Below are 25,725 nucleotides of genomic sequence, written 5' to 3' on the forward strand. Positions count from 1 at the left end.
TGATTACTCTCCTTTTGTACTCTCTAAAAATGTTACTGCACGATGTAAACTATCTTCAAGTTCTGCCTTTACACGTTGCATTTGCTCCATTTTTTCGTCTAACGTTTGCACTTGTTTTTCAAGCATATCTTTAATTTCTTGAATCACTTCGCGGTCGCGAGGGTTCTCGCTATTTCTTCTTTGTTCCATTCTTTCTTTTAATGATAAGAAATGTTGCATTTCTTGAAGTGTGATTCCTAGCACTTCTTTCGCTTCTACAATTCTTTTAATTCTTGCAATATCCTCATCCGTATACAGACGAATATTCCCCTCACTACGTTCCGGGGGATGAATTAAACCAATTTCCTCATAATAACGAAGTGTACGTTTTGTTAAACCAACTTGTTTTGTTACTTCATCAATTTTATACATGTTTATTCCTCCCTTCACTCAATTATTACATTTTACGTTAACGTTAACTTTTGTGCAACTGTTAGACTTTTGTAAATGTTTGTCATATTCAATTGTATTTTTCCTAAAGCAGTTTCATAATGAAAGAAAAGAGATAATAAGGAGATTTTCACATGAGTAAACCACTTATTTTCGCTCATCGCGGAGTAAAAGGAACACATCCCGAAAATACGATGATTGCCTTCCAAGAAGCTGAACGCATTGGCGCTCACGGAATTGAACTCGATGTCCATCTATCAAAAGATGGTGAACTTGTCGTAATTCACGATGAAACCGTCGATCGTACAACAACTGGCGTTGGACTTGTTTCGGAAAAAACGGTAGAGGAACTACAATCATTAGACGCCGGTAGCTATAAAGACCCTTCTTTCCATGAAGCAAAAATCCCAACGTTGCGCGAGGTTTTCATTTGGCTTTCCACAACGAACTTACAACTAAATATTGAATTAAAGACAGATGTTATTCATTACCCAAATATTGAGGAAAAAGCTGTTGCACTTGTGCGTGAATATCATCTTTCTAATCAAATTGTATTTTCATCATTTAACCATGACTCTGTTTCATTATTAGCAGAAATTGCTCCTGAAATCCCAAGAGCAATTTTATATGATACACCGATTACTGATCCAATTGCCGAAGCAAAACAGAGAAAAGCAAGTGGGTTACATCCAAACTTCCAGCTATTAACGAAAGAATTTGTGCATTTAGCACAAGAGCAAGGATATGTTTTCCGTCCATATACAATTAACGAATACAAAGATTTACAAACTATGATTGATTATGGTGTAGATGTCATCATTACCGATTGGCCAGCACGTGCCTTTGAGCTCCTTTCTTAATGGAAGGGGCTTTTTATTTTCGAAATTTCATTGTTTAAAATAAACGAAAACCCTCAATACTAATACAATAACGCTTGTATTAATGAGGGGCTGAAAAAAGATGGATCAAACTATGAATCCAAAACTTAAAAAATATAAACGTCTTTTCTTCACCGCAATGTTTTCTTGCGTCCTTTTCTTCGTTTTTTCTTTTTTTGTTATTATTATAGTTGCAAAAATTATGGGACCTCCTCCTGTTGCGGTCCCGCAAACAAGCGTCTTTTACGCAAACGATGATACTGTTATTGGACAAAGTAACGAAATTCAAAAACGTTACAATGTCTCTCTTAATGAAATTTCACCTTATGTAAAAGAAGCGACTCTTTCTATTGAAGATCAAAGATTTTATAAGCATCACGGCTTCGATGTGAAACGGATTGCAGGTGCAATTGTTGCTGATTTAAAAGCGATGGCAAAGGTACAAGGAGCTAGTACAATTACACAACAATACGCGCGTAATCTGTATTTAGATCATGATAAAACGTGGAAACGGAAATTATTAGAGGCAATGTACACTGTCCGCCTTGAAGTAAACTATAATAAAAATCATATTTTAGAAGGATATTTAAATACAATTTATTACGGACATGGCGCTTATGGAATCGAAGCTGCGTCCCGTCTATATTTCGATAAAACAGCAAAAGATTTAACATTAGCAGAAGCTAGTATGCTCGCAGGTATCCCGAAAGGGCCAAGTGTCTATTCTCCCTTTTTGAAAGAAGATCGTGCTAAAGGGCGACAAGCTCTCATATTAGATGAAATGGTAGAACAAGGATATATTACGAAGCAACAAGCAGCCTTAGCGAAGAAAGAGCCACTAACTTTTGCCTCATTAGATACGAAAAAAGTAGCAGAAGTCGCACCATATTTCCAAGATGCTGTACAAGCTTCGCTTCTTCGTGATGTTGGATTAGACGAACAAGCTTTACAACGAGGTGGCTTGCGAATTTATACAACGCTAGACCCTAAACTACAAGCTGTAGCAGAGCAAGCTGTAAAAGATCATATACCTGACACAACAAACATACAAACGGCTCTCGTCTCTATGAATCCAACGACAGGTGAAGTGGCTGCTCTTGTTGGCGGAACTGATTATACTACGAGTCAATTTAACAGGGCTACACAAGCCATTCGTCAGCCTGGTTCTACATTTAAGCCATTTCTATATTATGCGGCATTAGAACGAGGATTCACGCCTGCTACGCGCTTAAAAAGCGAATATACTGTATTTACTTTAGGTGACGGCGTTTCAAAGTATAAACCGAAGAACTATAAAGATTATTATGCAGATGATTTCGTAACGATGGCACAAGCTCTCGCAGTCTCTGATAACATATATGCTGTAAAAACGAATTTGTTTTTAGGAGATGACGCACTCGCAAAAACAGCGAAACAATTTGGAATTACAAGTGCATTAAAAGATGTGCCTTCTCTAGCTCTCGGTACATCACCAGTAAAACCAATTGAAATGGTTAACGCTTATAGCATGTTCGCAAACGGTGGAAAAGAAGTAAAACCTACTTTCATTCGCCGCATTATGGATCATGAAGGAAATATATTATATGATGCTCATTTAGAGAGTAAACAAGTTCTCGACAAGAGCAAAGCGTTTGTAATGCAAGAAATGATGACTGGTATGTTTAATAAGAAACTAAGCAGTTATGCCGCTGTAACTGGCCAATCGATGTTATCAAAATTATCAAGAACATATGCCGGAAAATCTGGTTCTACTGAAACGGATAGTTGGATGATCGGATTTACTCCGCAAATCGTAACAGGCGTATGGGTCGGATATGACCAACCTAAATCTATTTCAAACGTAGCAGAACAAGGGTATGCGAAGAAAATATGGACTGATACGATGGAGAAAGGCTTAGATGGACAGCCCAAAAAAGAATTTAAACAACCAGGTGACGTCGTAGCGATTAATATCAACCCAGAGAACGGTAAAATTGCTACAAAAAATTGTCCTATTTCTGTAAAAATGTACTTCGCTAAAGGTACCGAACCGACTGAATATTGTATGGATCACGTCGATGATAAAGAAGAATTTGAAAAAACGACTGAAGAAAAGAAAAAAACAAGTTGGTGGAAAAAATATCTTCCTTGGTAATAAAAATAGCTGACGGGCATCCGTCAGCTATTTTTTATTCGCTTAATAATGCACGGCGCAATTCTTCACTAGATTCGTTCCAAATCGCTTCATTATGTTCTTTCAAGAACGTACCAAGTACTTTTTTAGATGATTCATCCATATGTTCAACCATAATGTGACGCTTCATTGATTTATCCATTTTGTTTACGTGTTCTGGAAGTGATTTATATCCGCGGCGAATTTCACGGTCTACTGTCATTTCACAAGCTGTTACACCTGCGTAATAAGCACCAGTTGCAGTTCTTTCAATCGTTACCCAAACAAGCCAAAATGGTTTTCCGTTTGGAACTTCATCTTTATTTGTTAAAAACTTAATACCTTTTTCTACTGTACTACGCGCATGCATCGCACCGATATCAACGAATGCAGTTTTCTCTAGTACATCAACAAATACAGGTGAAATGTTTTCTAGGCTTAATGCCCCAACACCAAATCCACCATGTCCATCTGTTGAATCATTTTTCACGATATTAAAACCGATTTTTTTCTTTTTCTCTGTCATATGTAAAATCCTCCTCACTTAAAAATTATAAAAGGCCAAAAATAGGCGCAATGATACTTTGTAAAAACATTAATACATGCGGAATAACTACCTGGAAAATAGGTTGAATTGTGTAATTACTAAGCGGTGTAATAACGAGAATTAATAACGCAATCGCTCCATATTTTTCATACTGTGTCATTTTCGCGCGAATATTTGCTGGCGCTAAATCTTCCACTACACGATACCCATCAAGTGGCGGGATCGGTAATAAATTAAATACAAGTAAAACAATATTTAACATAATAAAGAGCTCAAAAAACTTTCCTAATGTTTCAGCTACTGCAACTGGAACTGCATCTAACACTCCAAATACTGCTAAGCTATACAAAATAATTAAACCAATTGCACTTAAAATTAAGTTACTAATCGGCCCTGCAATTGAAACTAATATGCCTGCAAGACGCGGTCTTTTAAAGTTATATGGGTTAACAGGAACCGGTCTTGCCCAACCGAATCCAAGAATTAATACTGCAATCAAACCAATAGGGTCTAAATGAGCCATCGGCGATAACGTTAAACGCCCTTGTCTCTTTGCTGTATCGTCCCCAAATTTATATGCAACATATGCATGTGCAAATTCATGAACGGATAATGCAATAATAATCGCCATTGCTACCAACGGAATTTCGTGCAATGGATATCTAAATAACTGATCCATACTTCATCTCCTCTTCCATATGTCAAAAAAAGAAATTATTTGTTTTTTCGATTGTTCTTCCCCATAATCCGCTATAATAAGAGTGTAACTTACATAAAAGGAGCGATTGTACATGCCATACGTAACAGTGAAAATGCTAGAAGGACGCACAGAGGAACAAAAGAAAGCTCTTGCTGAGAAAGTAACAGCAGCAGTAAGCGAAACAACTGGTGCTCCTGAAGAAAACATCGTTGTCTTCATCGAAGAAATGTCTAAAAACCATTATGCAGTTGGCGGAAAACGCTTAAGCGACAAATAATTTCAAGTTTTTTCATAAGAAGCAGCCATTAGCTGCTTCTTATTTTTTTCCTTCTAACAACTCGATAATTCTCTCTTTATATTTTCCTTTTCTTCCATCTTCATAGATTAAATCATGCGGATAGAATAATTTTTGATCCGTTCTCTTCTTACCTGTAATCGCCTCAACAATATCTGATTCACGTGAAAGCTCTCTAAGCTCTCCATTTGGCATAAGCAGTAAGATTGGCAGACGTTCTTCTTCTTCTCCTGCACGATAAAAGTCGTACGGTAAGTCTGATGTTGAATCAACTATTAAATAGTACTCCGGATCAAGTCCAATTTTTTTAAATAAGCTACTTAATTCCATCCAATTATCTAAGCCATGCTTATCTGTAAACTCTACATATTTAAATAGATTTCGATTCATAAAACGTCGGCATAAATCGCTTAAAATTAGATCTTCTTCGTCTTGCCATACTTGGAAGTAATAATACATAACGTTCTCGTCTAACTTTAAATAATCCTCTACTGTTACTTCTTCTTCAAATAAAGAATAGAAATGAACCGGATGATTTTTAAATGTATAATACTTCTCATGCAATGCTTTAGCACGGTGTAAAATCTTCGTTAAAATAACTTCAGCACTTCGCGTTACCGGATGGAAATATACTTGCCAGTACATTTGATAACGACTCATAATATAATGCTCAACAGCATGCATACCACTATTTTTAATAACTACTTGATTCCCGTACGGACGCATTACACGTAATATACGTTCCATATCGAAGTTTCCGTACTTTACGCCTGTGAAATAAGCATCTCTTAATAAATAATCCATACGATCCGCATCAATTTGGCTTGAAATCATACTAATCGCTAATTTATTAGTAGACGTTTTTGCAATTACATCTGCTACCTTTTGTGGAAACTCCTTATCAACACGACTTAATACATCATTAATCTCCGTATCGCCCACAATAATCTTTTGCGTAAATTTCTCATGATCTAATGAAAATACTTTTTCAAACGAGTGAGAAAATGGGCCGTGGCCGACATCATGAAGTAATGCCGCACATAAACATAACAATCTATCTTCAGCATTCCAATTTGGTCTGCCATCAAACACATCATCAATCATACGACGAATAATTTCGTATACACCTAACGAATGAGTAAAGCGACTATGCTCTGCACCGTGAAATGTAAAAAATGTCGTTCCAAGCTGCTTAATACGGCGCAAACGTTGAAATTCTTTCGTTCCGATTAAATCCCAAATAACACGATCACGCACGTGCACATATTTATGTACTGGGTCTTTAAACACTTTTGTTTCGCTGAGTTTGTCGTTTAAATATACCACTTTCCGACATCCCCCTTTCTTTACTACATTCTTACTTTATATTATAAACGAAATGAGAAACAGAAAGAAATGAAAGACTGTATTAATTCCCTTTATAAAAAGAAAAAATCACCTTTACCGAAGTAAAAGTGATTTCTTTTATACATTATTTCCCTAAAACGAACTCAGCAACTTCGTCTAAGATCATATCTTTCCCTAATGGGAAGTAACCTTTGTTTAAGTCTTCATTTTTAATTGTAAATACATGGTTGTTTTTAACAGCGTTCATGTTTTTCCAAATTGATTCTTCTTGGAATTCTTTTAAGCGCTGAGAACCGTCACCAGTTGTAAATACGAATAAGTAATCTGGGTTGTAATCGATTAAAGCTTCTTTTTGTACTTGCACTAACGGTTTATCAGTTGGTGTACCTTTAACTGCTGGTAGTTTTAAATCATTAAAGATTACGCTACCGTAACCGTAGTCACCGTATACGCGGAAAGCATTTGGATATGCAGCCATTTTCATAAATGTGGCTTCACCAGTTTTAGCGACGATTTTGTCATGTAATTTGCTTGCTTTTTCATCATACTTTTTGAACCATTCTTTTGTTTCTTTTTCTTTACCGAAGATTTGACCTACTTCTTCGAATTTTGGACGCCATTGATCTAACGGAGTGTTTAACATAACTGTTGGTGCAATTTTAGATAATTGATCATAAATCTTTTCTTGACGATTATTTACAAGAATTAAATCTGGTTTTGCAGCAGCTACTGCTTCGATGTTAATTTTATCGCCCCAAGCAGAACCAACTGGTTTAACGTCTTTTAGTTTCTTTTCAATATGTGCATCAATTTTTTCTTGAGATGTATTAGCAGTAATAACCGGTTTCATACCGAAAATTAATAATTCTTCTGTTGAACCACTAAGGTCAGCAATTTTTTTGGGGTTTGCAGGAATTTTAATTTCCCCTTTTGCATGTTTTACAGTGCGCTCTTCAGTCTTTGCATCTGCTTTCTTTTCTTCTTCTTTGTTAGAACAAGCTGCAAATAGTACAGAAGTTACAACTAATACCATTGCTAATAGTGCCATTTTAAAATTCTTCATGTTCCCACTCCTTCTAGCTGTATTTATCTTATAAGTTGCAATGAACTATAAGAAACGAAGATAACAATTAATCAATATATTTTTATTAATTGTTGTTAATAACCCATTCTAAAGGGCGTTCAACTTCCCATTCTTATACAAGAAGCTCAACGTCCATTAGAAGTCCCCCCTCTTCAGGAGGGGGTTCTACTTATGCTTTTTTACGCAATTGATTACTAATCATCGCTAAATCATATGTTAAACAAATTGGCTTACAGTTTACTGGACATGGAACGATTTGAGCTTCAATCTCAAATACGTTACGAAGTGTTTCACTTGTCATAACTTCATCTGGTGTTCCTTGTTTCATTAACTTACCTGCTTTTAATGCAATCATATGATCTGAGAAACGAGAAGCGTGGTTTAAGTCATGGATAACCATAACGATCGTTCTACCTTCTTCTTCATTTAATTTTTTCAATAAGTTTAATACTTCTAATTGATGAGCCATATCTAAGTACGTTGTTGGTTCATCTAATACAAGTAATTCTGTTCCTTGCGCAAGAGCCATTGCGATCCACACACGTTGACGTTGACCACCTGATAGTGCTTCTGCTGGACGATTCGCAAATTCTTTCATTCCTGTCACTTCAAGTGCCCAGTTAATGTAGCGATAATCCTCTTCTTTCAACGTGCCAAACCCTTTTTGATGAGGGAATCTTCCGTATGACACAAGCTCAAATACAGTAAGACCCGTTGGTACTTCTGCAGTTTGTGGTAAAATCGCCATTTTCTTTGCAATTTCTTTCGTTGGCTGTTTCTCAATTGCTTTTCCGTCAAGATAAACAGTACCTTGCTTTGCCTTCAAAATACGAGACGCCGTTTTTAATAATGTGGACTTCCCACAACCATTTGGTCCAATAATTGTTGTAATTTTCCCTTCCGGAATTTCAACTGTTAATCCATCAATAATTAAACCTTCATTATAGCCAACAGATACCGCATCTACCGCTAAAGTTGCCATACGAAAAGCCTCCCTTTATTTTGTCCTCATAAGTAAATAAATGAAATACGGTGCACCAATTACAGAAATAACAAGACCGACTGGTATTTCTGAAGTTGTTAGTACACTTCTTGAAATTACGTCTGCGAATAAAAGTAAAAACGTTCCTATTAGCGCAGCTGTGGGCAACATAATTTGATGCTTACCACCAACAAGGCGCCTTGCTAAATGCGGGGCCATTAAACCGATAAAGCCAATTCCGCCGGCAACAGCAACAGATGCACCTGCTAAACAAACTGCGATAAATAATAATTTACGTCTTTCTTTTTCTACGTTTACACCAAGGCCAACTGCTGTAGAATCGCCTAGGTTCATTACATTTAATATGTGTGCTTTACTTATAGCAAGAGGTAAGAAAATAACCATCCATGGAAGTACACTTAATACAAATTTCCAATCTGTACCCCACAGACTTCCCGCCAGCCAAATCGTAGCAAAACGAAAATCGTTAGATGTCATCTTCATAGAGAAAATTAAACTAACAGCTCCAAATCCAGCTGCAACGGCAATACCGACAAGTATTAATCGAGTCGATGAAACGCCGTCTTTCCATGCTAGTAAATAAATAATTACCGCTGCTAATATCGCTCCAACTAGTGCGAAAAATGGAAGAATGAATACAGATAAAAATGTACCAGTCCCTACTTTCCCGAAGAAGAAGTAGACGAATATAACAACTGTTAATCCCGCTCCAGCATTAATCCCTATAATACCTGGATCAGCAAGCGGATTTCTTGATAAACCTTGCAAAATCGCACCTGACATAGCTAAAGCAGATCCGACTAGTATAGCAATTACCATACGCGGCATACGGAATTCAAATAAAATAACAGACTGATCTTCAGCCCCTAGTCCAACCAATGACTTTAATACGTCCATTGGGGGTATTTTAAAAGTTCCTGTATTTAAACTAATAAGAAATATAGAAACGATTAGTCCTACTAAAATCGTTAATATAGAAATGTTCTTTTTTGTTAAGACACTCGTCCTCACATCTTTCCTCTCCCTTCATTACGTGCTAAGTAGAGGAAGAATGGAACCCCAATTAGCGCTGTAATTGCTCCAATTGGCGTTTCAAATGGCGGGTTAATAACGCGAGATAACATATCTGCACATTCAATTAACAGCCCGCCTAAGACCGCAGAACATGGAATAACCCATCTATAGTCCGAGCCTACAAGGAAACGAGTCATATGCGGGATTACAAGACCAACAAACCCTACTGATCCTGCCATGGAAACTGCGGAACCCGTTAAAACAAGAACAAGTACTGTTCCGATAAATTTAATTAATGTCGTATTTTGACCAAGTCCAATTGCAATTTCTTCACCGAAGCTCAAAATTGTAATATATCTCGACATCATAATTGCGATAAAAAGACAAACAAGGCCAATTGGCACTAACATATTAATGCTTTGCCATTTCACTCCAGCAACTCCGCCTGCATTCCACATGCTCACCTCTTGGGCAAGATTGAAATACAATGCGATTCCAGATGAAATTGCCCCTAATAAAGCACTAATAGCTGCACCTGCTAAAGCTAATTTCACAGGTGTTAATCCACCTGGTGAAGAAGACCCAATTCCATATACAATGCTTGCACCAAACGCAGCTCCAATAAAAGATGCGATAACAAACAGTAAATAAGGTGAATTAGGGAAAAATGCATACATAATTGCAATTCCAAATACAGCCCCATCTGTAATCCCCATTAACGATGGTGAAGCAAGTGGATTTCTCGTCATACCTTGCATAATTGCTCCTGATACCGCTAAAAAGGCACCTGCAACTACGCCCCCTATTGCTCTAGGCATGCGAAGCTCTTGAATTACATTATGATGTGTAATAGATCCATCAAACTGAAATACAGCTTGCCATACAGTCTTTAAACTAATATCTGCAGCCCCAAAAGAAATAGAAACTGCCATGCTTAAAGCTAACAAAATTGTACCCGCTACTAAAATAATAGAAGCGATGAGCGGTCTGCTCTTAATCTCTTTAACATTCTCTTCTTGCTGTTCTATACTGCTTGCGCTCGCTTCCATCCCTCAACCATCCTAACCAACAACATATATTTATTAAAATGAAATTTATTCTCAAATAGTAATAAAAAAATTAGGTGAATTGTTATTTTCCTGATAATGATTCTCAGAATCAGACACTTCTATTCTACCTATCGCTTTAAAAGACTGTCAACCATTATTTTGAAATATAAATTTATATAAATTGGAACTTTAATACAAAAGTTATGTCCATCCTTTAGAAAACGTTCGGCCACACAATAGTACTTTCGCAGAATAAATCGTTCCTCTTATGGGCATAAAAAAAGAAGAGTAATCTTTTCACTCTTCTTTTTCTTACTTATTTAACTTTGCTTCAATTTTTACGATTAACTCATCTTCCGTTGGAGCCGCAACTGGACGGTTATTTACAAATGCGAATGATTTTTTACGACCAGGACCACAGTAAGACTGACATCCAACTTCAATCGTTGCACATGAATCTACTTTTTTTAACTTCGGAACTAACGTTTTAACGTTCGTTGCCTGACAGTCATCGCACACGCGAAATTCGTTTCCCATTATATAACACTTCCTCTATTTTAAACTTTTCTCAAGTACGTTTAAAAATAAACACTAAATGGTATTTTACCGCTCTTTGAAGCTCGTTGCAAGTTTCCCTACAAAGCCTATTCTCTACATAATGCTACATATTTATATGCTCTCCTACAGAAGCGCTCACCATTCATGGGAAAATTTTTACCTTTCATCGAAATCTACCATATTTTTAAAAGCTTTGTATAAAAGTTTATTTTTTTGCCCATTATAAAAATAGGAAGTTCATAAAAAGAAAGGGAGTTGAATCTATGAAAGTTAGACAAGATGCTTGGACAGATGAGGATGATTTATTACTTGCTGAAACAGTACTTCGTCATGTTCGAGAAGGAAGTACGCAATTAAATGCATTTGAGGAAGTAGGAGATCAGTTAAATCGTACATCTGCTGCTTGTGGTTTCCGCTGGAATGCTGTCGTTCGCTATAGCTATGAACAAGCTCTTCAACTAGCAAAAAAACATCGTAAAGATAAAATGCGTGCTGCCAGCGGTGAACAAGCAAAAAAACGTTTACTTTATACACCACCAGCTTCAGATTCGGTAACTGATTATGAAGAATTAATACAAGAAGAATCAATCGTACAATATAAAGAAGCTATTCCATATCAAGAATCTACTGCTCCTGCTGCAAGAAGCTCTATGACAATGCAAGATGTTATTTATTTTTTACAAACAGTCGGATCTTCAAATATAAAGGTGACAGCTCTTGAAAACGAGAATACGAGATTGAAACAAGAAGTTAAAGCACAAATCCTTCGGAATGAGGAACTAGAAAAGAAACTAGAAAAGTTAGAAAAGCAATCTCATACTGTACAAGAAGATTACGAAACACTTATGAACATTATGAACCGAGCTCGTAAATTGGCAGTCATGGATGACGAAGAACGTTCTCAAACATCTTTCCGAATGGACCGAAACGGTAATTTAGAAAAAATTGCAGAATAAAAAGGATGCATGTAATGCATCCTTTTTATTATTTCACCTCTAAGCTCCCCCTTTATATGTGAGAAAACTCCATTCTTCATTTTTTGCTATAATAGAGATTGTCATTTTAAAGATAAGGGGTTAGTTATATGAGCAATTCCCGTTCCATTTTATCTCAGCCAGAGTGGCGCATTGTAGATCAGTCTAGTTTGGGACCAACATTCCATGCACTTCAGTCATTCGCAATGGATGACACATTATGCACAAGCATTGGAAATGGCAAGTCAGCCGCAACAATGCGTTCTTGGGTTCATCACAATACAATTGTCCTTGGCATTCAAGATTCACGCCTTCCGCATTTAGAAGAAGGTATTTCTTTTTTAAAACAACACAATTTCAATGTTATTGTTCGTAATTCTGGCGGGCTTGCAGTCGTGCTTGATGAAGGTGTTTTAAACGTATCACTTTTATTCCAAGAAACAGAAAAAGGTATCGATATTGATCTTGGATACGATACGATGTGGCATTTAATTAAGGAAATGTTAAAGGATTACAACGTTACTATCGAGGCAAAAGAAATTGTTGGCTCTTACTGTCCTGGTAGTTATGACTTAAGTATTCGCGATCAAAAATTCGCTGGTATTTCACAACGTCGTATTCGCGGCGGTGTCGCTGTCCAAATTTATCTCTGTGCTACCGGAAGTGGCTCTGAGCGTGCCGCACTCGTTCGTGATTTCTACAACCTAGCAATTCAAGGAGAAGAAACACGCTTTACGTACCCTGAAATTGTACCAAGTACGATGGCCTCACTCTCAGAATTACTTGGCGAAACCATTACAGTACAAGATTTAATGATGCGTCTTTTAAAAACATTACAGCAATTCGCTCCGAAGTTAACACCATCTCAATTAACAATAGATGAGATTCCTTTATATGAGACGAATTTACAACGTATTATTGATCGTAATAATAAAGCACTTGGCTTAGAAAAATAAAAATGACCACCCTAAGGGTGGTCATTTTCCATACTAATTCATTTTAGAATTAAAGTGCTTGAGCTGCTGTAATTAAAGCTAACTTGTACACTTCTTCTTCGTTACATCCACGAGACAGATCATTTACAGGCATGTTTAAGCCTTGTAAGATTGGTCCTACTGCTTCGAAGTTACCTAAACGTTGAGCGATTTTGTAGCCGATATTACCAGCTTCTAAGCTTGGGAATACGAATACGTTAGCATCACCTTTAATTGTAGAACCTGGAGCTTTTTTCTCAGCTACAGATGGTACGAATGCAGCATCGAATTGGAATTCTCCATCTAAAGTTAACTCAGGAGCCATTTCTTTTGCAATGCGAGTTGCTTCTACAACTTTTTCTGTTTCTGGAGATTTCGCAGAACCTTTTGTAGAGAAGCTTAACATAGCAACGCGTGGATCAATGCCGAATAACTCAGCAGTTTTCGCACTTTCGATACCGATTTCAGCTAAATCTTGGCTGTTTGGTGCAATGTTAATTGCGCAATCAGCAAATACATATTTCTCTTCTTCACGTACCATGATGAATACGCCAGAAGTTTTTGTAACGCCTGGTTTTGTTTTAATAATTTGAAGTGCTGGACGAACTGTATCAGCTGTAGAGTGAGCTGCACCACTTACTAAACCGTGTGCTTTGCCCATGTATACAAGCATTGTACCAAAATAGTTTTCGTCTTTAAGAATTTTGCGAGCGTCTTCTTCTGTTGCTTTACCTTTACGGCGTTCAACGAAAGATGCTACCATTGCATCCATTTCTTCGTATGTAGCTGGGTCGTAAATATCAACGCCTGCTAATGTTAAATTCATGCTAGCAGCTTTTGCGCTAATTTCTTCCTTATTACCAACTAAGATTGGTTTTACTAACTCTTCTTTCGCTAAACGCTCTGCAGCGCCTAAAATTCTTTCATCAGTTCCTTCAGGAAGTACGATAGAAATGCCTTTTCCTTGAACTTTTTCTTTTACTGTTGTAAATAAGTTGCTCACGAATAAACCCTCCTACATATGTTAAAAAAACTCTATCTTTAAGAATACTGCTTTTCTTCTATATTTTAAACTTATAGCTCCCAAAAAATAGATAAAATAAAAATGATTATATTTTCATAAAATTCAGCCGTTAAATTCACCTTACTTAAACCCTTAAATGTGACAATTTTATGCGCCAAGGTTTTATATAGATGATTTTAAAACTATATATGCTATAGTTAACGTGTAAAACTATCATTAACTGAGGTGAATAGAATGAGTGAAGCAACAACAACGTTAGATGGCTGGTATTGTTTACATGATTTACGTTCTATTGATTGGGCTGCATGGAAAACATTATCTAGCGACGAACGCGGACAAGCAGTGTCTGAATTTTTAAATGTCGTTGAAAAATGGAACGAAGTAGCTACTGCGAAAAAAGGTAGTCACGCAATGTATACAGTTGTTGGTCAAAAAGCTGATATTATGCTTATGATTTTACGTCCAACAATGGAAGAGTTAAATGAAATTGAGACAGAATTGAATAAAACAACTTTAGCTGAATATATGGTTCCTGCATATTCTTACGTATCTGTTGTTGAATTAAGCAACTATCTTCCAGCTGATGAGGATCCATACCAAAACCCACAAATTTTAGCTCGCTTATATCCTGAATTGCCGAAAGCAAATCATATTTGCTTCTATCCAATGGATAAGCGTCGCCAAGGTAATGACAACTGGTACATGCTTCCTATGGAAGAGCGTAAAAAAATGATGTACAGTCATAGTAAAATTGGTCGTCAATACGCAGGTAAAGTACGCCAAGTGATTTCAGGATCTGTTGGATTCGACGATTTCGAATGGGGCGTAACATTATTTGCTGACGATGTTCTTCAATTTAAAAAACTTATATATGAAATGCGCTTCGATGAAGTAAGTGCTCGTTATGGTGAATTTGGAACATTCTTCGTTGGAAACATTTTACCGGACGAAAAAGTAGAGAAATTTTTACACATATAAATGGTGAAAAGGGACGAAATTCGTTCCTTTTTTTATTTCCCTCTATATTTCTCCTCAAAAAACTCCTTTTTCCCGCAAATTCGAACAAAAATCGACAAATTCCTTACAAAATTGTAACTTTTCTATATCCAAATTCATGCTAAAATGATACGAGCTATATGCTAAATAACGATGCGAAGGTGATAATCTATATGAAAAAAATCTTGTCTATTTTACTATTGCTTGTATTGTCAATTTCTTCCTTAGGAGTAACAACATCCCATGCGGAAGAAAAAATACATATTGAGGCTGCTGCTGCACTTTTATTTGATGCAGATACAGGAAAAATACTCCACGAGCAAAATCCAGATGAATTGCTAGCTATTGCTAGTATGTCAAAATTAATTGTTGTTTACGCTGTTTTAGAAGCAATTAAAGAAGGAAAAATCACTTGGGATACGAAAGTAAATATTTCTGATTACGCTTATGAAGTCTCTCGTAATAATGAATTCTCTAATGTACCGTTCGAAAAAGGACGTCAATATACTGTAAGAGAATTATATCATTCTATTGTTATATTCTCTGCAAATGGATCTAGTATTGCTTTAGCAGAACTTCTTGCAGGAAGTGAGAAAAACTTCTTAAATCTTGCAAATGAACATGCAAAAAAGCTAGGGTTAAAGAAATATAAATTTGTAAACTCTACCGGGTTAAATAATGCTGATTTAAAAGGAAAACATCCTGAAGGAACCGATCCGACTGGAGAAAACTCCATGTCAGCTCGCGATATGGGTATTCTCGCAAAAACGATTATTACAAAGTATCCAGAAATGCTAGAGGATACAAAACAAAGATTTAGAAACTTCCCAGACAATCATCCAAAACCAATTCGTATGGAAAACTGGAACTGGATGTTACCAGGCGCTGCCTTCTCTTATGATGGAACGGATGGTTTAAAAACTGGTAGTTCTGATACCGCTGGATATGGATTCACTATTACAGCGAAACGTGGTGATGTACGTCTTATCTCGGTTATTATTAAAACAAAATCAATGGATGAACGCTTCACAGAATCTCGTGAATTAATCGAATATGGATTTAATAACTTTGAAAAACAAAAACTAAAAGTTAATAAAAACAATACAATCTCTGTAGTAAAAGGGAAAGAAGATCAAGTAACTGTTGCACCAGAAAAAGAAATAACAGTAATTGCGAAAAAAGGTAGCAAAGATCCTTATAAAATTGGGACTGAATTAGATAAATCTCTTGCTGAAGATGGACATTTAGTTGCTCCTATTAAGAAAGATGCCAAAGTAGGCTCAATTACTTTAGAATCAACTGATAAATATGGTTTCTTAGATGGTAATAAAAATATGAAAGTTACTGCAAAAACGACCGAAGAAGTTGAAAAAGCAAATTGGTTTGTGTTAACAATGCGCTCTATTGGAGATTTCTTCTCAAACTTATGGTCTAAAGTATTTTAATAATGAAAAGCTAGCTCACGCTAGCTTTTTTTATTTTCCGCTCTCAATGTAAAACTTCGTTTGGTTGTCATATCTGAGTCCTTTTCCTCATACGTATGAACTAGTAATTGTTCCACACTTCATCTAGAAATAAACCTCTTTCCAGCAGGTATTACAAAAAGAGAGGTGACACATAATGGGTGTTATTGCTTATAACGAAGAAGATGTAAAGTTGTTAGCTAGACTGATGCGTGCTGAAGCCGAAGGAGAAGGGCAGCAGGGGATGTTAATGGTCGGAAACGTTGGGGTAAATCGTGTCCGTGGAAATTGTTTAGATTTTAAAAAGGTTCGCAATTTACGTCAAATGGTTTATCAAAATCCTGGCGGTTTTGAAGCAACGCAAAAAGGATATTTTTATCAACGAGCGAGAGAGCAAGATATCGCTTTGGCGAGACGTACGATTCAAGGGCAACGTTTTTGGCCTGCCAATTTTGCCTTATGGTTTTTCAGACCTGAAGGTCCTTGTCCGCCAACTTGGTATAACCAACAAAACTCCGGCCGCTTCAAAAAGCACTGCTTCTTCCAACCATCTGGTGAAGACTGTCCTAGCGTATATTAAGAGATGAAAATGAGGAGGGATTTTTGAATGGCACAGCAACAAAATCCGTACTATGGAACAGGTTTTTATCAACCATCTGGAACTTATGTACAACCGCAACAAATGACTCAACAACAGCAGCAAGCGATGCAACAACAAACAGCTCAAGCTGCGCAAGCTCAATATGCAATTTCTCAAGGCATGTTACCTCTAGAGCAATCATATATTGAAAATATCCTTCGTTTAAACAAAGGTAAGCAAGCTACGGTTGTAATGACTTATGAACGTGGCAGTTCCCTTGGTACACAATCTTATACAGGTATTATTGAAGCAGCTGGCCGTGATCACATCGTTATTAGTGAACCGCAGTCAGGGAAGCGTTATTTACTACTAATGATTTACTTAGATTATGTAGAATTTCCAGAAGAAATTGCATATTTACCTAGTCAACAAGCAACTTATACTCCAAGACCATAAAAAAAGCTGGCAAATGCCAGCTTTTGTTTTTTATAATCCTTTTACAACTGCAGTCCCTACTAGAATCCACGCCACAATAAACGCTACACCACCAAGAGGTGTAATTGGACCAAAGAACTTAATGCCTGTCGTACTTAATGCATACAAACTACCTGAGAACATAATAATCCCAGCTACCATTAGCCAACCAGCAGTAGTTAAAAGTGATGATTGAACCTTATCCATCAATAAAGCAACTACGAATAGTCCACCTGCATGAAACATTTGATATGTAACGCCTGTTTTCCAAACTTCTAACATTTTTGCAGAAATTTTATTTTCTAAACCGTGTGCTCCAAAGGCCCCTAACGCAACAGATAGCCCCGCTGCAATACAGCCTAGTAAAAAGAAAATTTTCATCTTAATTCCCCTTTTTTACCTCTATCATAAGCAATTTTTTCATATAAGCCAAACGATTTAATTCTTAAAAATCAAATAAAGAATTACCATTTGCACCTTCTTCTTTAATATACACAGGTTCTCCAGAAACTGGCATAACTGGTTGAACTGTCGTTATAGGCTGCGCTCCAATTACTTGCGATTGAATTTGCGGCTCCCTATACGTAGAAGATTCAACTTGTTCATCTAATAGTAAATCGCATAAAGCACGCACAACTAATAAATGATCTTTTGATTTTTGTCCTTCACTACTTTTTGCCTTTGCAATTTCATTCGCCATTTTATTTAAAATCTTATCGCTCGATATTTGCATTCCTTATCACCTCGTACTTTGTAATTCTTTCTCAAATTGCCTCAGCTTCTCTACTGAACCAAATACTATTATCATATCATGTTCTTGTAATTTTTCCTGCCCCGTTGGATTATGTATAATATCCCCATTTCTCAAAATCGCTAATATCGTTACATCAAATTGATTCCTCACATCACTCTCTAGTAACGATTTACCAACTAGTATTGTATCTTTTCCAACTAAAATTTCTTCAATGACAAATGACTGTTCTATCCCATACAGTACTGTATCAATATAATGAACTGTTAATGGATTCGCAATACCTTTTGCAATATGAATTCCTGCCATACTAGATGGATTAATAACTTTATTTGCACCCGCACGCCTTAATTTCTCTTCAGTTTCTGGCTTTTCAGCTCTCGCCACAATTTTAATTGCATCGTTTAATCCTCTTGCTGTTAATGTAATAAATACATTTTCAGCATCATTTGCTACGATAGCAACTAAACCAGCCGCCTTTGAAATTCCAGCATGATGTAAAACTTGATCCTCCGTCGCATCTCCATGTATATACAAAAGCTTTTCCTTCTCTAATATGCTTTCATCTTTATCGACAACAACAAATGGAATTTTCTTTTCTTGCAATTCATGTACAACTTGAAGCCCCACCCTACCGCAACCACATACTATAATGTGATTTTGTAACTGCGCTATTTGTTTATCCATCTTCTTCCTCCGCACTGCATGAAATAAATTCCCTTCAATAATCATAGCTGCCACTACTCCAATTGCATATGTAACAATACCAACACCAACAGGAATAATGAGGAGCGCAAATACTTTCCCCACCTGTGTTACAGGAACGGCATCTCCGTATCCAACAGTCAATACCGTAATCATCGTCATCCAAAATGCTTGAAACAAACTAATCTCTTCAATCGTCATAAATCCTATTGTTCCTAGAATTACAACAAAGGTCATGCATATAACCGCTATCCATAATTGCTTACGTGCATTCATATCGTGTTTCAACTCTTTTCTCTATCTACAAATCTTTGCCAGTGGAAATAAAATACGTATATACTAGATACGGAATCTACGAAAGAGGTTGATATAATGAAGACATTTCTTTCCGCCTTACAATGGGCACTATTTATTTTAGCTGGAAGCCTTATTGTACCAATTAGTGTCGCAACTAGTTATGGCCTTGATGGTGCTGAAGCCATCGCATTCGTACAAAGAACATTATTTGTTCTTGGCTTTGCTGGTCTACTGCAAGCTATATTTGGACATAAACTTCCTATTCAAGAAGGTCCTGCAGGCCTTTGGTGGGGAATTTTCTCCCTTTACGCAAGTTTAGGTGTCGTATTATTTGGATCAAGCAATGAGACACTTAAAGTTCTTCAATATGCTTTCTTATTAAGCGGTATTATTTGTATTATTCTTAGCGTTTTTGGACTTATTGATAAACTCGTTCGCTATTTTACACCGACAGTCATTGGAACGTATTTATTTCTTCTTGTCGCACAGCTCAGTGGCTCCTTCTTAAAGGGGATGTTTGGCCTTGATGGAAAACATACAGAAGTACAACCTAACGTATTTATTCTTTCACTCATTGTTATTTTACTATCCTTTTTCATCATGAAGCTACCTATTATTGGACAATATTCCGTTCTTTTCAGTATCATATGCGGCTGGATATTATTCGCATGCTTCGGATTATCTAATCCAATAACACCAGTGACAGACATAATCCGTTTTCCATCCTTATTTGTTTTCGGAATACCTCGTGTTGAATGGAACATGGTAATTACGGTCATTTTCGTTACACTCTTACTTCTAACAAATATGTTAGCAAGTATTCGCGTTGTACAAAAGGTTGTCTCTAAATATGAAGAAAATGCTGCATCAGATCGTTTTAGACAAGCCGGCATTATAACAGGAATCAACCAATTGCTAGGCGGCCTGTTTTCAGCTATTGGACCTGTCGCTATTTCTGGATCAGCAGGTTTTATTGCAACTACTAATATTTATAAACGTCTCCCATTTATATTAGGGTCAAGCTTTATTATTGTCGTTAGTATATTTCCAAAGATTACTTCATTCTTTGCAGCGATTCCAGTTGCAGTTGGTTATGCCGCTATTTATCCTGTATTCGCAAGCATGATTGGCCTTGCCTTTCGAGAATACGAAACTGTCCAGGATAAAGAACGATTATTTAAAGTAGCCGGTCTTTCAATCTTCACAGGAGTCGGGGTTATGTTTGTTCCAGCAGGAGCATATTCCACACTTCCACCATTTCTAGCATCGTTTTTAAGTAACGGTCTCGTTCTTGGATCTGTAATGGCAATCTTGCTAGAAATACTATTTTCTCGTTCCACAGCAAAACAAATATCGTAAATTGGAAAACTTCCATTATTGCACTCTACCTTTAGAGTTGTTACGATAAAATCAAACTTTAATCATTGGGGTTTTATCCATCCCCAATGATTATTAACCAATATTATGAGCAACACACTCATAATAATTTATCTACTTCTTTTCAAAGAGGTTTGATGTCTTACTATTATTCCTCATCCTCTTCATGAACATGTATTTTGATTTCAATTAAAGAAAGGAATTTTCTATATGACTTATAAAATGATTGTTTTAGATTTAGATGATACTTTATTACGTGATGACCATACTATTTCACCTCGTACGAAAGAAGCATTAATGACTGCACAAGAGCAAGGGGTAAAGGTTGTACTTGCTTCTGGACGTCCAACGTTTGGTATGCGCAATGTAGCCAAAGAACTTCGTTTAGAAGAATACGGCAGCTTCATTCTATCTTTTAATGGCGCAAAAATTATTAACTGTAAAACAAACGAAGAAATCTTTAGTAGTACACTATCTCCTGAAATCGTTCACAACCTATTTGAAATTAGTAAAACTGAAGATGTATGGATTCATACTTATATGGGCGATGATATCGTAACGGAAGAAAATAATCCTTATACTGAAATTGAGGGCGATATTACTGGTATGCCAATTGTTGTAGTAGATGACTTTAAAGCCGCAGTTAAAGAGCCTGTAGTAAAAGTATTAATGAATAAAGAAGCTGAACGCCTTGTTGAAGTTGAAAAGAAACTACAAAAACAACTAGAAGGCCAATTAAGCGTGATGCGTTCGAAACCATTCTTCTTAGAATTTACTGAAGCCGGTGTTACAAAAGGAACGAGCTTAAACAAACTGATTCAAAAGCTTGGCATTAAGCGTGAAGAAGTTATCGCAATGGGCGATAGCTATAACGACCAAGCAATGATTGAATTTGCTGGTCTTGGCGTTGCAATGGGCAATGCACCTGATGATATTAAAGAAATTGCAAACTACGTAACAGATACAAATATGAACGATGGTGTTGCAAAAGTTGTAGAGAAATTCGTTTTAAAAACGGATGTACTTGTTTAATATTTTCATTCACAAAACCTATTTGAAGTCAAATACTTCAAATAGGTTTTTATTTAAATTCTCATGCTTTTGTGACTATATTTTGAACTTTGCACTATTCTCGTAGTGTAAACTTTCTTTTTGTATATAATGAAACAAAATAGACTATTTTATTTTGAAAAAGAATACAAATTTACTATATACAAGCATACGTTAAAGGAGGCTACTTTATGTTATCTACACCAATCGGACGATTAAGAGCAATTGGACTAGTTGAGGGGATTTCTTTCCTATTACTATTATTTGTAGCAATGCCATTGAAATATTTCGCAGGATTTGCAACAGCTGTTAAAATTACAGGCATGGCTCATGGTGTTCTATTTATTCTATTCATCTTTGCAGTAATTCAAGTAACAATCGTACACCGTAAATCAATTTTATGGGCACTTGGAGCATTTGTTTCATCAGTTATCCCATTTGGTACTTTTGTACTAGATGCAAAATTAAAGAACGAGCAACAATAATAATAAAAAGGTAGTTAACGACTGTTAACTACCTTTTCTATTTATAAATTTGGAATTTCCCAATCAATTTCTTTTTCATCCATATTAGCTAAAATCGTATTTACTTTAGAGTATGGCTTACTACCAAAGAAACCTCTTCTTGCCGATAATGGGCTTGGATGTACAGATTCGATAATATGATGATTCGAATTCGTAATTAACTTCTTCTTCGCCTGCGCATGGCGCCCCCATAATATGAAAACAACTGGCTTTTCACGTTCATTCAACAGTTCGATCACACGATCTGTAAAGTGCTCCCATCCTTTTCCCTTATGAGAATTTGCTTCACTTTGACGAACTGTTAATACGGTATTTAGTAGTAATACTCCTTGCTCCGCCCACTTTACTAAATAACCGTTATTCGGAATTTCATAACCATATTCATCTCGAAGTTCTTTATACATATTTAACAATGATGGTGGTGTCTTAACACCAGGTTGCACAGAGAAGCTTAAACCATGCGCTTGATTCGGTCCATGATATGGATCTTGTCCTAAAATAACAACCTTTGTATTTTCATAACTTGTATACTGAAGAGCGTTAAAAATATCTTCTACCTTCGGATAAACAACATGTGTGCTGTATTCTTCTGTCAAAAAACTGGATAGAGTAAGATAATACTCTTTCTCAAATTCTGGTGCCAATAATGGTCCCCAATCATTTTTTAAAACATTTTCCATGCTTTCACTTCCTGTCCAATTAATTCAACATATCCTGTTTTGTAAATACTAAGAATGAAATAATAAGAGAAACAACTGCCCAAACAGTTAAATTCATCAAAGAAAATCCCATTGATAAGCCTTGTAATGCAGGTAATTTTCCTGATAAATAATCCGTTAATGATAAATTCACACTAAAAATATATTTCGCGCCTTCCCAAGATGTTGCGAACGAGCTTAAGATACCACCTGCAATTAATGCAGCTAGCATAACGCCCATACCCGCTGGTGTATTACGAATTAAAACAGAGACCATAAATGATATAGTTCCGACAACGATAGCAACAAACCAGGCTAGTCCATATGCCATTAAGATGTATTGCCACTGCGGAATAAGATGCACAAAGTTTGTATTTAACGTTTCCTTATCAATGACAAACCCTGTTAAAACAGGTAAATTCCATCCCGAGTACCCAAATACAAGCCCTGATAATATGTAAGCAAACAAACCTACAAGAAGCAGTATGAGCGAAATGAAAAATAACATCGTCACGTATTTACTAAGGAGTATTTTCCAGCGCCGAATCGGCCGCGTAAGTAACATCTTCATCGTCCCATCACTTCGTTCTCCTGAAACGATATCAATGGCGACAATCATTACGAGAAGCGGAATAAACAATGTAATTCCTTGTTCAATAAATGCCCTGACAAAAGTCGGTGCACCCGGTGCCATCGGGTTAATATCATGATCTAAATAATATTGTTGTTGCTCAACTCTTACCTTTAACCAATCACGCCATTCTTCTGGCAACCTAGAATTGTTTAACCGGTTCTGAGAATCAACAATTTGCTGTTGCAATGAAACCTTCCAATCAGTTGTACCGAGTCTTTTTTGTGTCGTTTCTATTTCACGATACTGCGCATACACAAAAAGCGGGATCAAGATTGCTAAAATAAGCATGACAACAAAAATACGTTTCTTACGGTAAATCTTTTCTGATTCATTTAAAACTAGATTCGCAAATTCACGCATGCTGCTCACCCCTTGTGAGTTCAATAAATAAATCTTCTAGCGTAAATACAAGCTCCTTAACGCTATGTACATCTATCTCATTTTCTACAAAGTTTTTATTCCAACTACTTATAGATGCAATATCCATGCGGCATAGTAATCGCTCGCCTTCTACACTCACTTCTCTTACTTCTTCGGCCGCTTCTAACATATCTTTCGCCTTAGAAATTGGTGTAACAATCCATTCTACACGATCACTTGCCGTTTTAATTAATTCTTCAACCTTGGCAACTGTTATCATCTTTCCTTTATGAATAATAGCAACACGATCGCATATCATTTGCACTTCACTTAGCAAGTGACTTGAAATAAACACGCTCATATTTTCTTCTTTCACAAGCTTATGTATAAATTCCCTAAGTTCTCTAATCCCAGCTGGATCTAAACCATTCGTTGGCTCATCTAATATAAGCAATTTAGGATTCCCAAGGAGCGCCTGCGCAATTCCAAGGCGCTGTTTCATACCAAGTGAGTATGTTTTTACCTTGTCATGAATTCTTTCATCCAAATGAACCATTTTAGCAATTTCAATAATACGTTCATCTGATATATCACCTAACATACGAGCAAATTGCTTTAAATTTTCCCATCCCGTTAAATATGTGTACAACTCTGGGTTTTCAACGATACTCCCAATTTGACGCATCGCTTCTCTGAAATTTTCCTTAATCGAATAACCACCGATAGAAATTGTACCTTCTGTCGCCTTAATTAATCCGACTAACATTCGAATGGTAGTCGTCTTTCCAGCACCATTTGGTCCTAAGAACCCGAACACTTCTCCTTGCTTTACATCAAAGGAAATATTCTCTACAAGAGTCTTCTTTCCAATTACCTTCTTCAAGTCTCGTACGGAAAGTATCGTCGTCATTTTACCCCTCCTTGTTCTAGTTTTAATTTACTTACAACATTTTGAACTAAACGTTCTGCCATATACGTATAACCTACTTCGTTCGGATGAAAATGATCAGAGTATAATAAATCTTTCCCGCGGTTTTGGAATAAATCAAATGTCGGTGTAATATACACATTTTTATCGTTTAGCGCTAACTTCTCTAAAGATGCATTCCAGTCCACAACGATGTTTGAAGACCCTTTTAAATCTTCTACATCTTCAAAAGGATTGTATAAACCAAGCCAAAAAATCGGACTATCTGTATTTAATTTACGAATTTCTTCTATAATTTTCTTCGCTTCATTTTGAAACGTTTCTGTATCAGGACGATACGTCTCTAAATCTATTTTCCCGAGCGATTCCCAGCCTGGAAACAAATCATTCCCACCAATCGTTAACACGATTACATCTGCTTGCTTAATTGAATATTGAGCGCCACTACTTTCAATTTGTTTTAATAAATCAGGCATTTTTGCACCACTAACTGCTAAATTTGTTAATGCAATTTTTTGCTTATAATCTTTTTGTAAATCTTCTTTCATTCGCCCAACATAGCCAATTCCTTCTTTATCACCAACGCCACGCGTTAATGAATCACCTAAACTAACGATTTGTAACGTTCCCGTTTTCTTTTTCTCTTTCGCCACTACATCGGTCTTTTTAATTAAATTTGAAGCTTTCGGATTTAATACATCATTTACACCTGAAACAAAGCCATATGCAAATAAACAGAAAGATGCAATTGTAATGAGTAGAATTACTTTTACTACTTTTGATCTCATATCAAAACCCCTTTTAGCCCTCATAGATTGTCCATAATTATACCAAACGACATTTTGAAAAGCGATTTTCAC

At 36.4% G+C, this 25,725-nt stretch carries 29 protein-coding genes; 12 read left to right on the plus strand and 17 right to left on the minus strand.

All coding sequences use genetic code 11. The annotated features are described in order from the left end of the window. Positions 1–3 precede the first annotated feature (3 nt). Positions 4–411, minus strand: a complete 408-nt coding sequence (locus AC241_RS26675; protein ID WP_000276560.1) for a MerR family transcriptional regulator — start codon at positions 409–411, stop codon at positions 4–6. A 152-nt stretch (positions 412–563) separates the two neighbouring features. Between AC241_RS26675 and AC241_RS26680 the strand changes: the two genes are divergently transcribed. Continuing rightward, positions 564–1,289 (plus strand): glycerophosphodiester phosphodiesterase, encoded by a 726-nt coding sequence (locus tag AC241_RS26680; RefSeq protein WP_050844762.1) that lies wholly within the window; start codon positions 564–566, stop codon positions 1,287–1,289. Between the two features lie 100 nt (positions 1,290–1,389). Continuing rightward, positions 1,390–3,441, plus strand: coding sequence for a transglycosylase domain-containing protein (locus AC241_RS26685; RefSeq protein ID WP_029443686.1), 2,052 nt, complete (start codon positions 1,390–1,392; stop codon positions 3,439–3,441). A gap of 34 nt (positions 3,442–3,475) precedes the next feature. On the opposite strand, the gene AC241_RS26690 is transcribed toward AC241_RS26685, so the two are convergent. Then, positions 3,476–3,985: a YwhD family protein gene (locus AC241_RS26690; protein WP_016079611.1), complete on the minus strand. Its 510-nt coding sequence runs from the start codon at positions 3,983–3,985 to the stop codon at positions 3,476–3,478. A gap of 25 nt (positions 3,986–4,010) precedes the next feature. After that, on the minus strand, positions 4,011–4,685 hold the full coding sequence (locus AC241_RS26695; RefSeq protein WP_000372443.1) for a site-2 protease family protein: 675 nt from the start codon (positions 4,683–4,685) through the stop codon (positions 4,011–4,013). A 112-nt stretch (positions 4,686–4,797) separates the two neighbouring features. On the opposite strand from AC241_RS26695, the gene AC241_RS26700 reads away from it, so the two are divergent. After that, entirely contained in the window at positions 4,798–4,983 is a 186-nt protein-coding gene (locus AC241_RS26700) for a 2-hydroxymuconate tautomerase (RefSeq protein WP_001147171.1), read from the plus strand. A 39-nt stretch (positions 4,984–5,022) separates the two neighbouring features. Here the strand turns inward: AC241_RS26700 and AC241_RS26705 are convergent, their stop codons facing one another. The 6 genes from AC241_RS26705 to AC241_RS26730 all read right to left on the minus strand — a co-directional run bounded on the left by AC241_RS26705 (position 5,023) and on the right by AC241_RS26730 (position 11,035). Then, positions 5,023–6,327 carry an HD domain-containing protein gene (locus tag AC241_RS26705; RefSeq protein WP_050844763.1) on the minus strand — a complete coding sequence of 435 codons (1,305 nt, stop codon included), beginning with the start codon at positions 6,325–6,327 and terminating at the stop codon, positions 5,023–5,025. 145 nt (positions 6,328–6,472) lie between these two features. Next, entirely contained in the window at positions 6,473–7,411 is a 939-nt protein-coding gene (locus tag AC241_RS26710; protein ID WP_000787724.1) for an ABC transporter substrate-binding protein, read from the minus strand. A gap of 190 nt (positions 7,412–7,601) precedes the next feature. Next, a complete protein-coding gene (locus AC241_RS26715) occupies positions 7,602–8,414 on the minus strand; it encodes an ABC transporter ATP-binding protein (RefSeq protein WP_000212068.1) in 813 nt (270 codons plus the stop codon). Between the two features lie 15 nt (positions 8,415–8,429). Continuing rightward, positions 8,430–9,446 (minus strand): FecCD family ABC transporter permease, encoded by a 1,017-nt coding sequence (locus AC241_RS26720; RefSeq protein ID WP_001260757.1) that lies wholly within the window; start codon positions 9,444–9,446, stop codon positions 8,430–8,432. Next, the gene (locus tag AC241_RS26725; RefSeq protein WP_029443687.1) at positions 9,443–10,498 is read right to left on the minus strand and encodes a FecCD family ABC transporter permease; all 1,056 of its coding nucleotides are present in this window, start codon (positions 10,496–10,498) and stop codon (positions 9,443–9,445) included. The genes AC241_RS26720 and AC241_RS26725 overlap by 4 nt, the downstream gene beginning before the upstream one ends. 312 nt (positions 10,499–10,810) lie before the next feature. After that, positions 10,811–11,035 carry a YuzB family protein gene (locus tag AC241_RS26730; RefSeq protein ID WP_000526079.1) on the minus strand — a complete coding sequence of 75 codons (225 nt, stop codon included), beginning with the start codon at positions 11,033–11,035 and terminating at the stop codon, positions 10,811–10,813. A gap of 284 nt (positions 11,036–11,319) precedes the next feature. On the opposite strand from AC241_RS26730, the gene AC241_RS26735 reads away from it, so the two are divergent. Then, positions 11,320–12,012, plus strand: coding sequence for an RsfA family transcriptional regulator (locus tag AC241_RS26735; protein ID WP_016079607.1), 693 nt, complete (start codon positions 11,320–11,322; stop codon positions 12,010–12,012). A gap of 128 nt (positions 12,013–12,140) precedes the next feature. Then, positions 12,141–12,986, plus strand: coding sequence for an octanoyl-[GcvH]:protein N-octanoyltransferase (locus AC241_RS26740; protein ID WP_000071944.1), 846 nt, complete (start codon positions 12,141–12,143; stop codon positions 12,984–12,986). Positions 12,987–13,035: 49 nt separating this feature from the next. Here the strand turns inward: AC241_RS26740 and pta are convergent, their stop codons facing one another. Further along, a complete protein-coding gene (gene pta, locus AC241_RS26745) occupies positions 13,036–14,007 on the minus strand; it encodes a phosphate acetyltransferase (protein WP_000067215.1) in 972 nt (323 codons plus the stop codon). A 255-nt stretch (positions 14,008–14,262) separates the two neighbouring features. Between pta and hemQ the strand changes: the two genes are divergently transcribed. From hemQ to gerQ, 4 genes are all read left to right on the plus strand, one after another. Beyond that, on the plus strand, positions 14,263–15,006 hold the full coding sequence (gene hemQ, locus AC241_RS26750; protein ID WP_016079605.1) for a hydrogen peroxide-dependent heme synthase: 744 nt from the start codon (positions 14,263–14,265) through the stop codon (positions 15,004–15,006). Between the two features lie 191 nt (positions 15,007–15,197). Beyond that, positions 15,198–16,469, plus strand: coding sequence for a serine hydrolase (locus AC241_RS26755; protein WP_016079604.1), 1,272 nt, complete (start codon positions 15,198–15,200; stop codon positions 16,467–16,469). A 175-nt stretch (positions 16,470–16,644) separates the two neighbouring features. Further along, a complete protein-coding gene (gene cwlJ, locus AC241_RS26760) occupies positions 16,645–17,067 on the plus strand; it encodes a cell wall hydrolase CwlJ (protein WP_016079603.1) in 423 nt (140 codons plus the stop codon). 27 nt (positions 17,068–17,094) lie between these two features. Next, complete coding sequence (gene gerQ / locus AC241_RS26765) at positions 17,095–17,523, plus strand: spore coat protein GerQ (RefSeq protein ID WP_016079602.1); 429 nt, start codon at positions 17,095–17,097, stop codon at positions 17,521–17,523. Between the two features lie 30 nt (positions 17,524–17,553). Here the strand turns inward: gerQ and AC241_RS26770 are convergent, their stop codons facing one another. From AC241_RS26770 to AC241_RS26780, 3 genes are all read right to left on the minus strand, one after another. Then, on the minus strand, positions 17,554–17,922 hold the full coding sequence (locus tag AC241_RS26770; RefSeq protein WP_000688315.1) for a DUF423 domain-containing protein: 369 nt from the start codon (positions 17,920–17,922) through the stop codon (positions 17,554–17,556). A 64-nt stretch (positions 17,923–17,986) separates the two neighbouring features. Next, complete coding sequence (locus tag AC241_RS26775; RefSeq protein WP_029443689.1) at positions 17,987–18,274, minus strand: YwdI family protein; 288 nt, start codon at positions 18,272–18,274, stop codon at positions 17,987–17,989. Between the two features lie 6 nt (positions 18,275–18,280). Further along, positions 18,281–19,273, minus strand: coding sequence for a potassium channel family protein (locus tag AC241_RS26780; protein ID WP_016079600.1), 993 nt, complete (start codon positions 19,271–19,273; stop codon positions 18,281–18,283). A gap of 96 nt (positions 19,274–19,369) precedes the next feature. On the opposite strand from AC241_RS26780, the gene AC241_RS26785 reads away from it, so the two are divergent. From AC241_RS26785 to AC241_RS26795, 3 genes are all read left to right on the plus strand, one after another. Beyond that, complete coding sequence (locus AC241_RS26785; protein WP_050844764.1) at positions 19,370–20,653, plus strand: purine/pyrimidine permease; 1,284 nt, start codon at positions 19,370–19,372, stop codon at positions 20,651–20,653. Positions 20,654–20,881: 228 nt separating this feature from the next. Then, entirely contained in the window at positions 20,882–21,703 is an 822-nt protein-coding gene (locus AC241_RS26790) for a Cof-type HAD-IIB family hydrolase (RefSeq protein ID WP_000221382.1), read from the plus strand. Positions 21,704–21,912: 209 nt separating this feature from the next. Next, positions 21,913–22,206, plus strand: a complete 294-nt coding sequence (locus tag AC241_RS26795) for a DUF3817 domain-containing protein (protein ID WP_000953396.1) — start codon at positions 21,913–21,915, stop codon at positions 22,204–22,206. A 41-nt stretch (positions 22,207–22,247) separates the two neighbouring features. Here the strand turns inward: AC241_RS26795 and AC241_RS26800 are convergent, their stop codons facing one another. From AC241_RS26800 to AC241_RS26815, 4 genes are read right to left on the minus strand one after another with little or no spacing between them, the layout of a single operon-like run. Further along, positions 22,248–22,925: a uracil-DNA glycosylase gene (locus AC241_RS26800; RefSeq protein WP_048564306.1), complete on the minus strand. Its 678-nt coding sequence runs from the start codon at positions 22,923–22,925 to the stop codon at positions 22,248–22,250. A gap of 19 nt (positions 22,926–22,944) precedes the next feature. Then, positions 22,945–23,937, minus strand: a complete 993-nt coding sequence (locus AC241_RS26805; RefSeq protein ID WP_001206482.1) for a DUF2705 family protein — start codon at positions 23,935–23,937, stop codon at positions 22,945–22,947. Further along, positions 23,930–24,847, minus strand: a complete 918-nt coding sequence (locus tag AC241_RS26810; RefSeq protein WP_016079596.1) for an ABC transporter ATP-binding protein — start codon at positions 24,845–24,847, stop codon at positions 23,930–23,932. Before AC241_RS26810 ends, AC241_RS26805 begins: the two co-directional genes overlap by 8 nt. Continuing rightward, a complete protein-coding gene (locus AC241_RS26815; RefSeq protein ID WP_016079595.1) occupies positions 24,844–25,725 on the minus strand; it encodes an SGNH/GDSL hydrolase family protein in 882 nt (293 codons plus the stop codon). The genes AC241_RS26810 and AC241_RS26815 overlap by 4 nt, the downstream gene beginning before the upstream one ends.

The organism is Bacillus thuringiensis, from assembly GCF_001182785.1.
Taxonomy (GTDB): domain Bacteria; phylum Bacillota; class Bacilli; order Bacillales; family Bacillaceae_G; genus Bacillus_A; species Bacillus_A thuringiensis_S.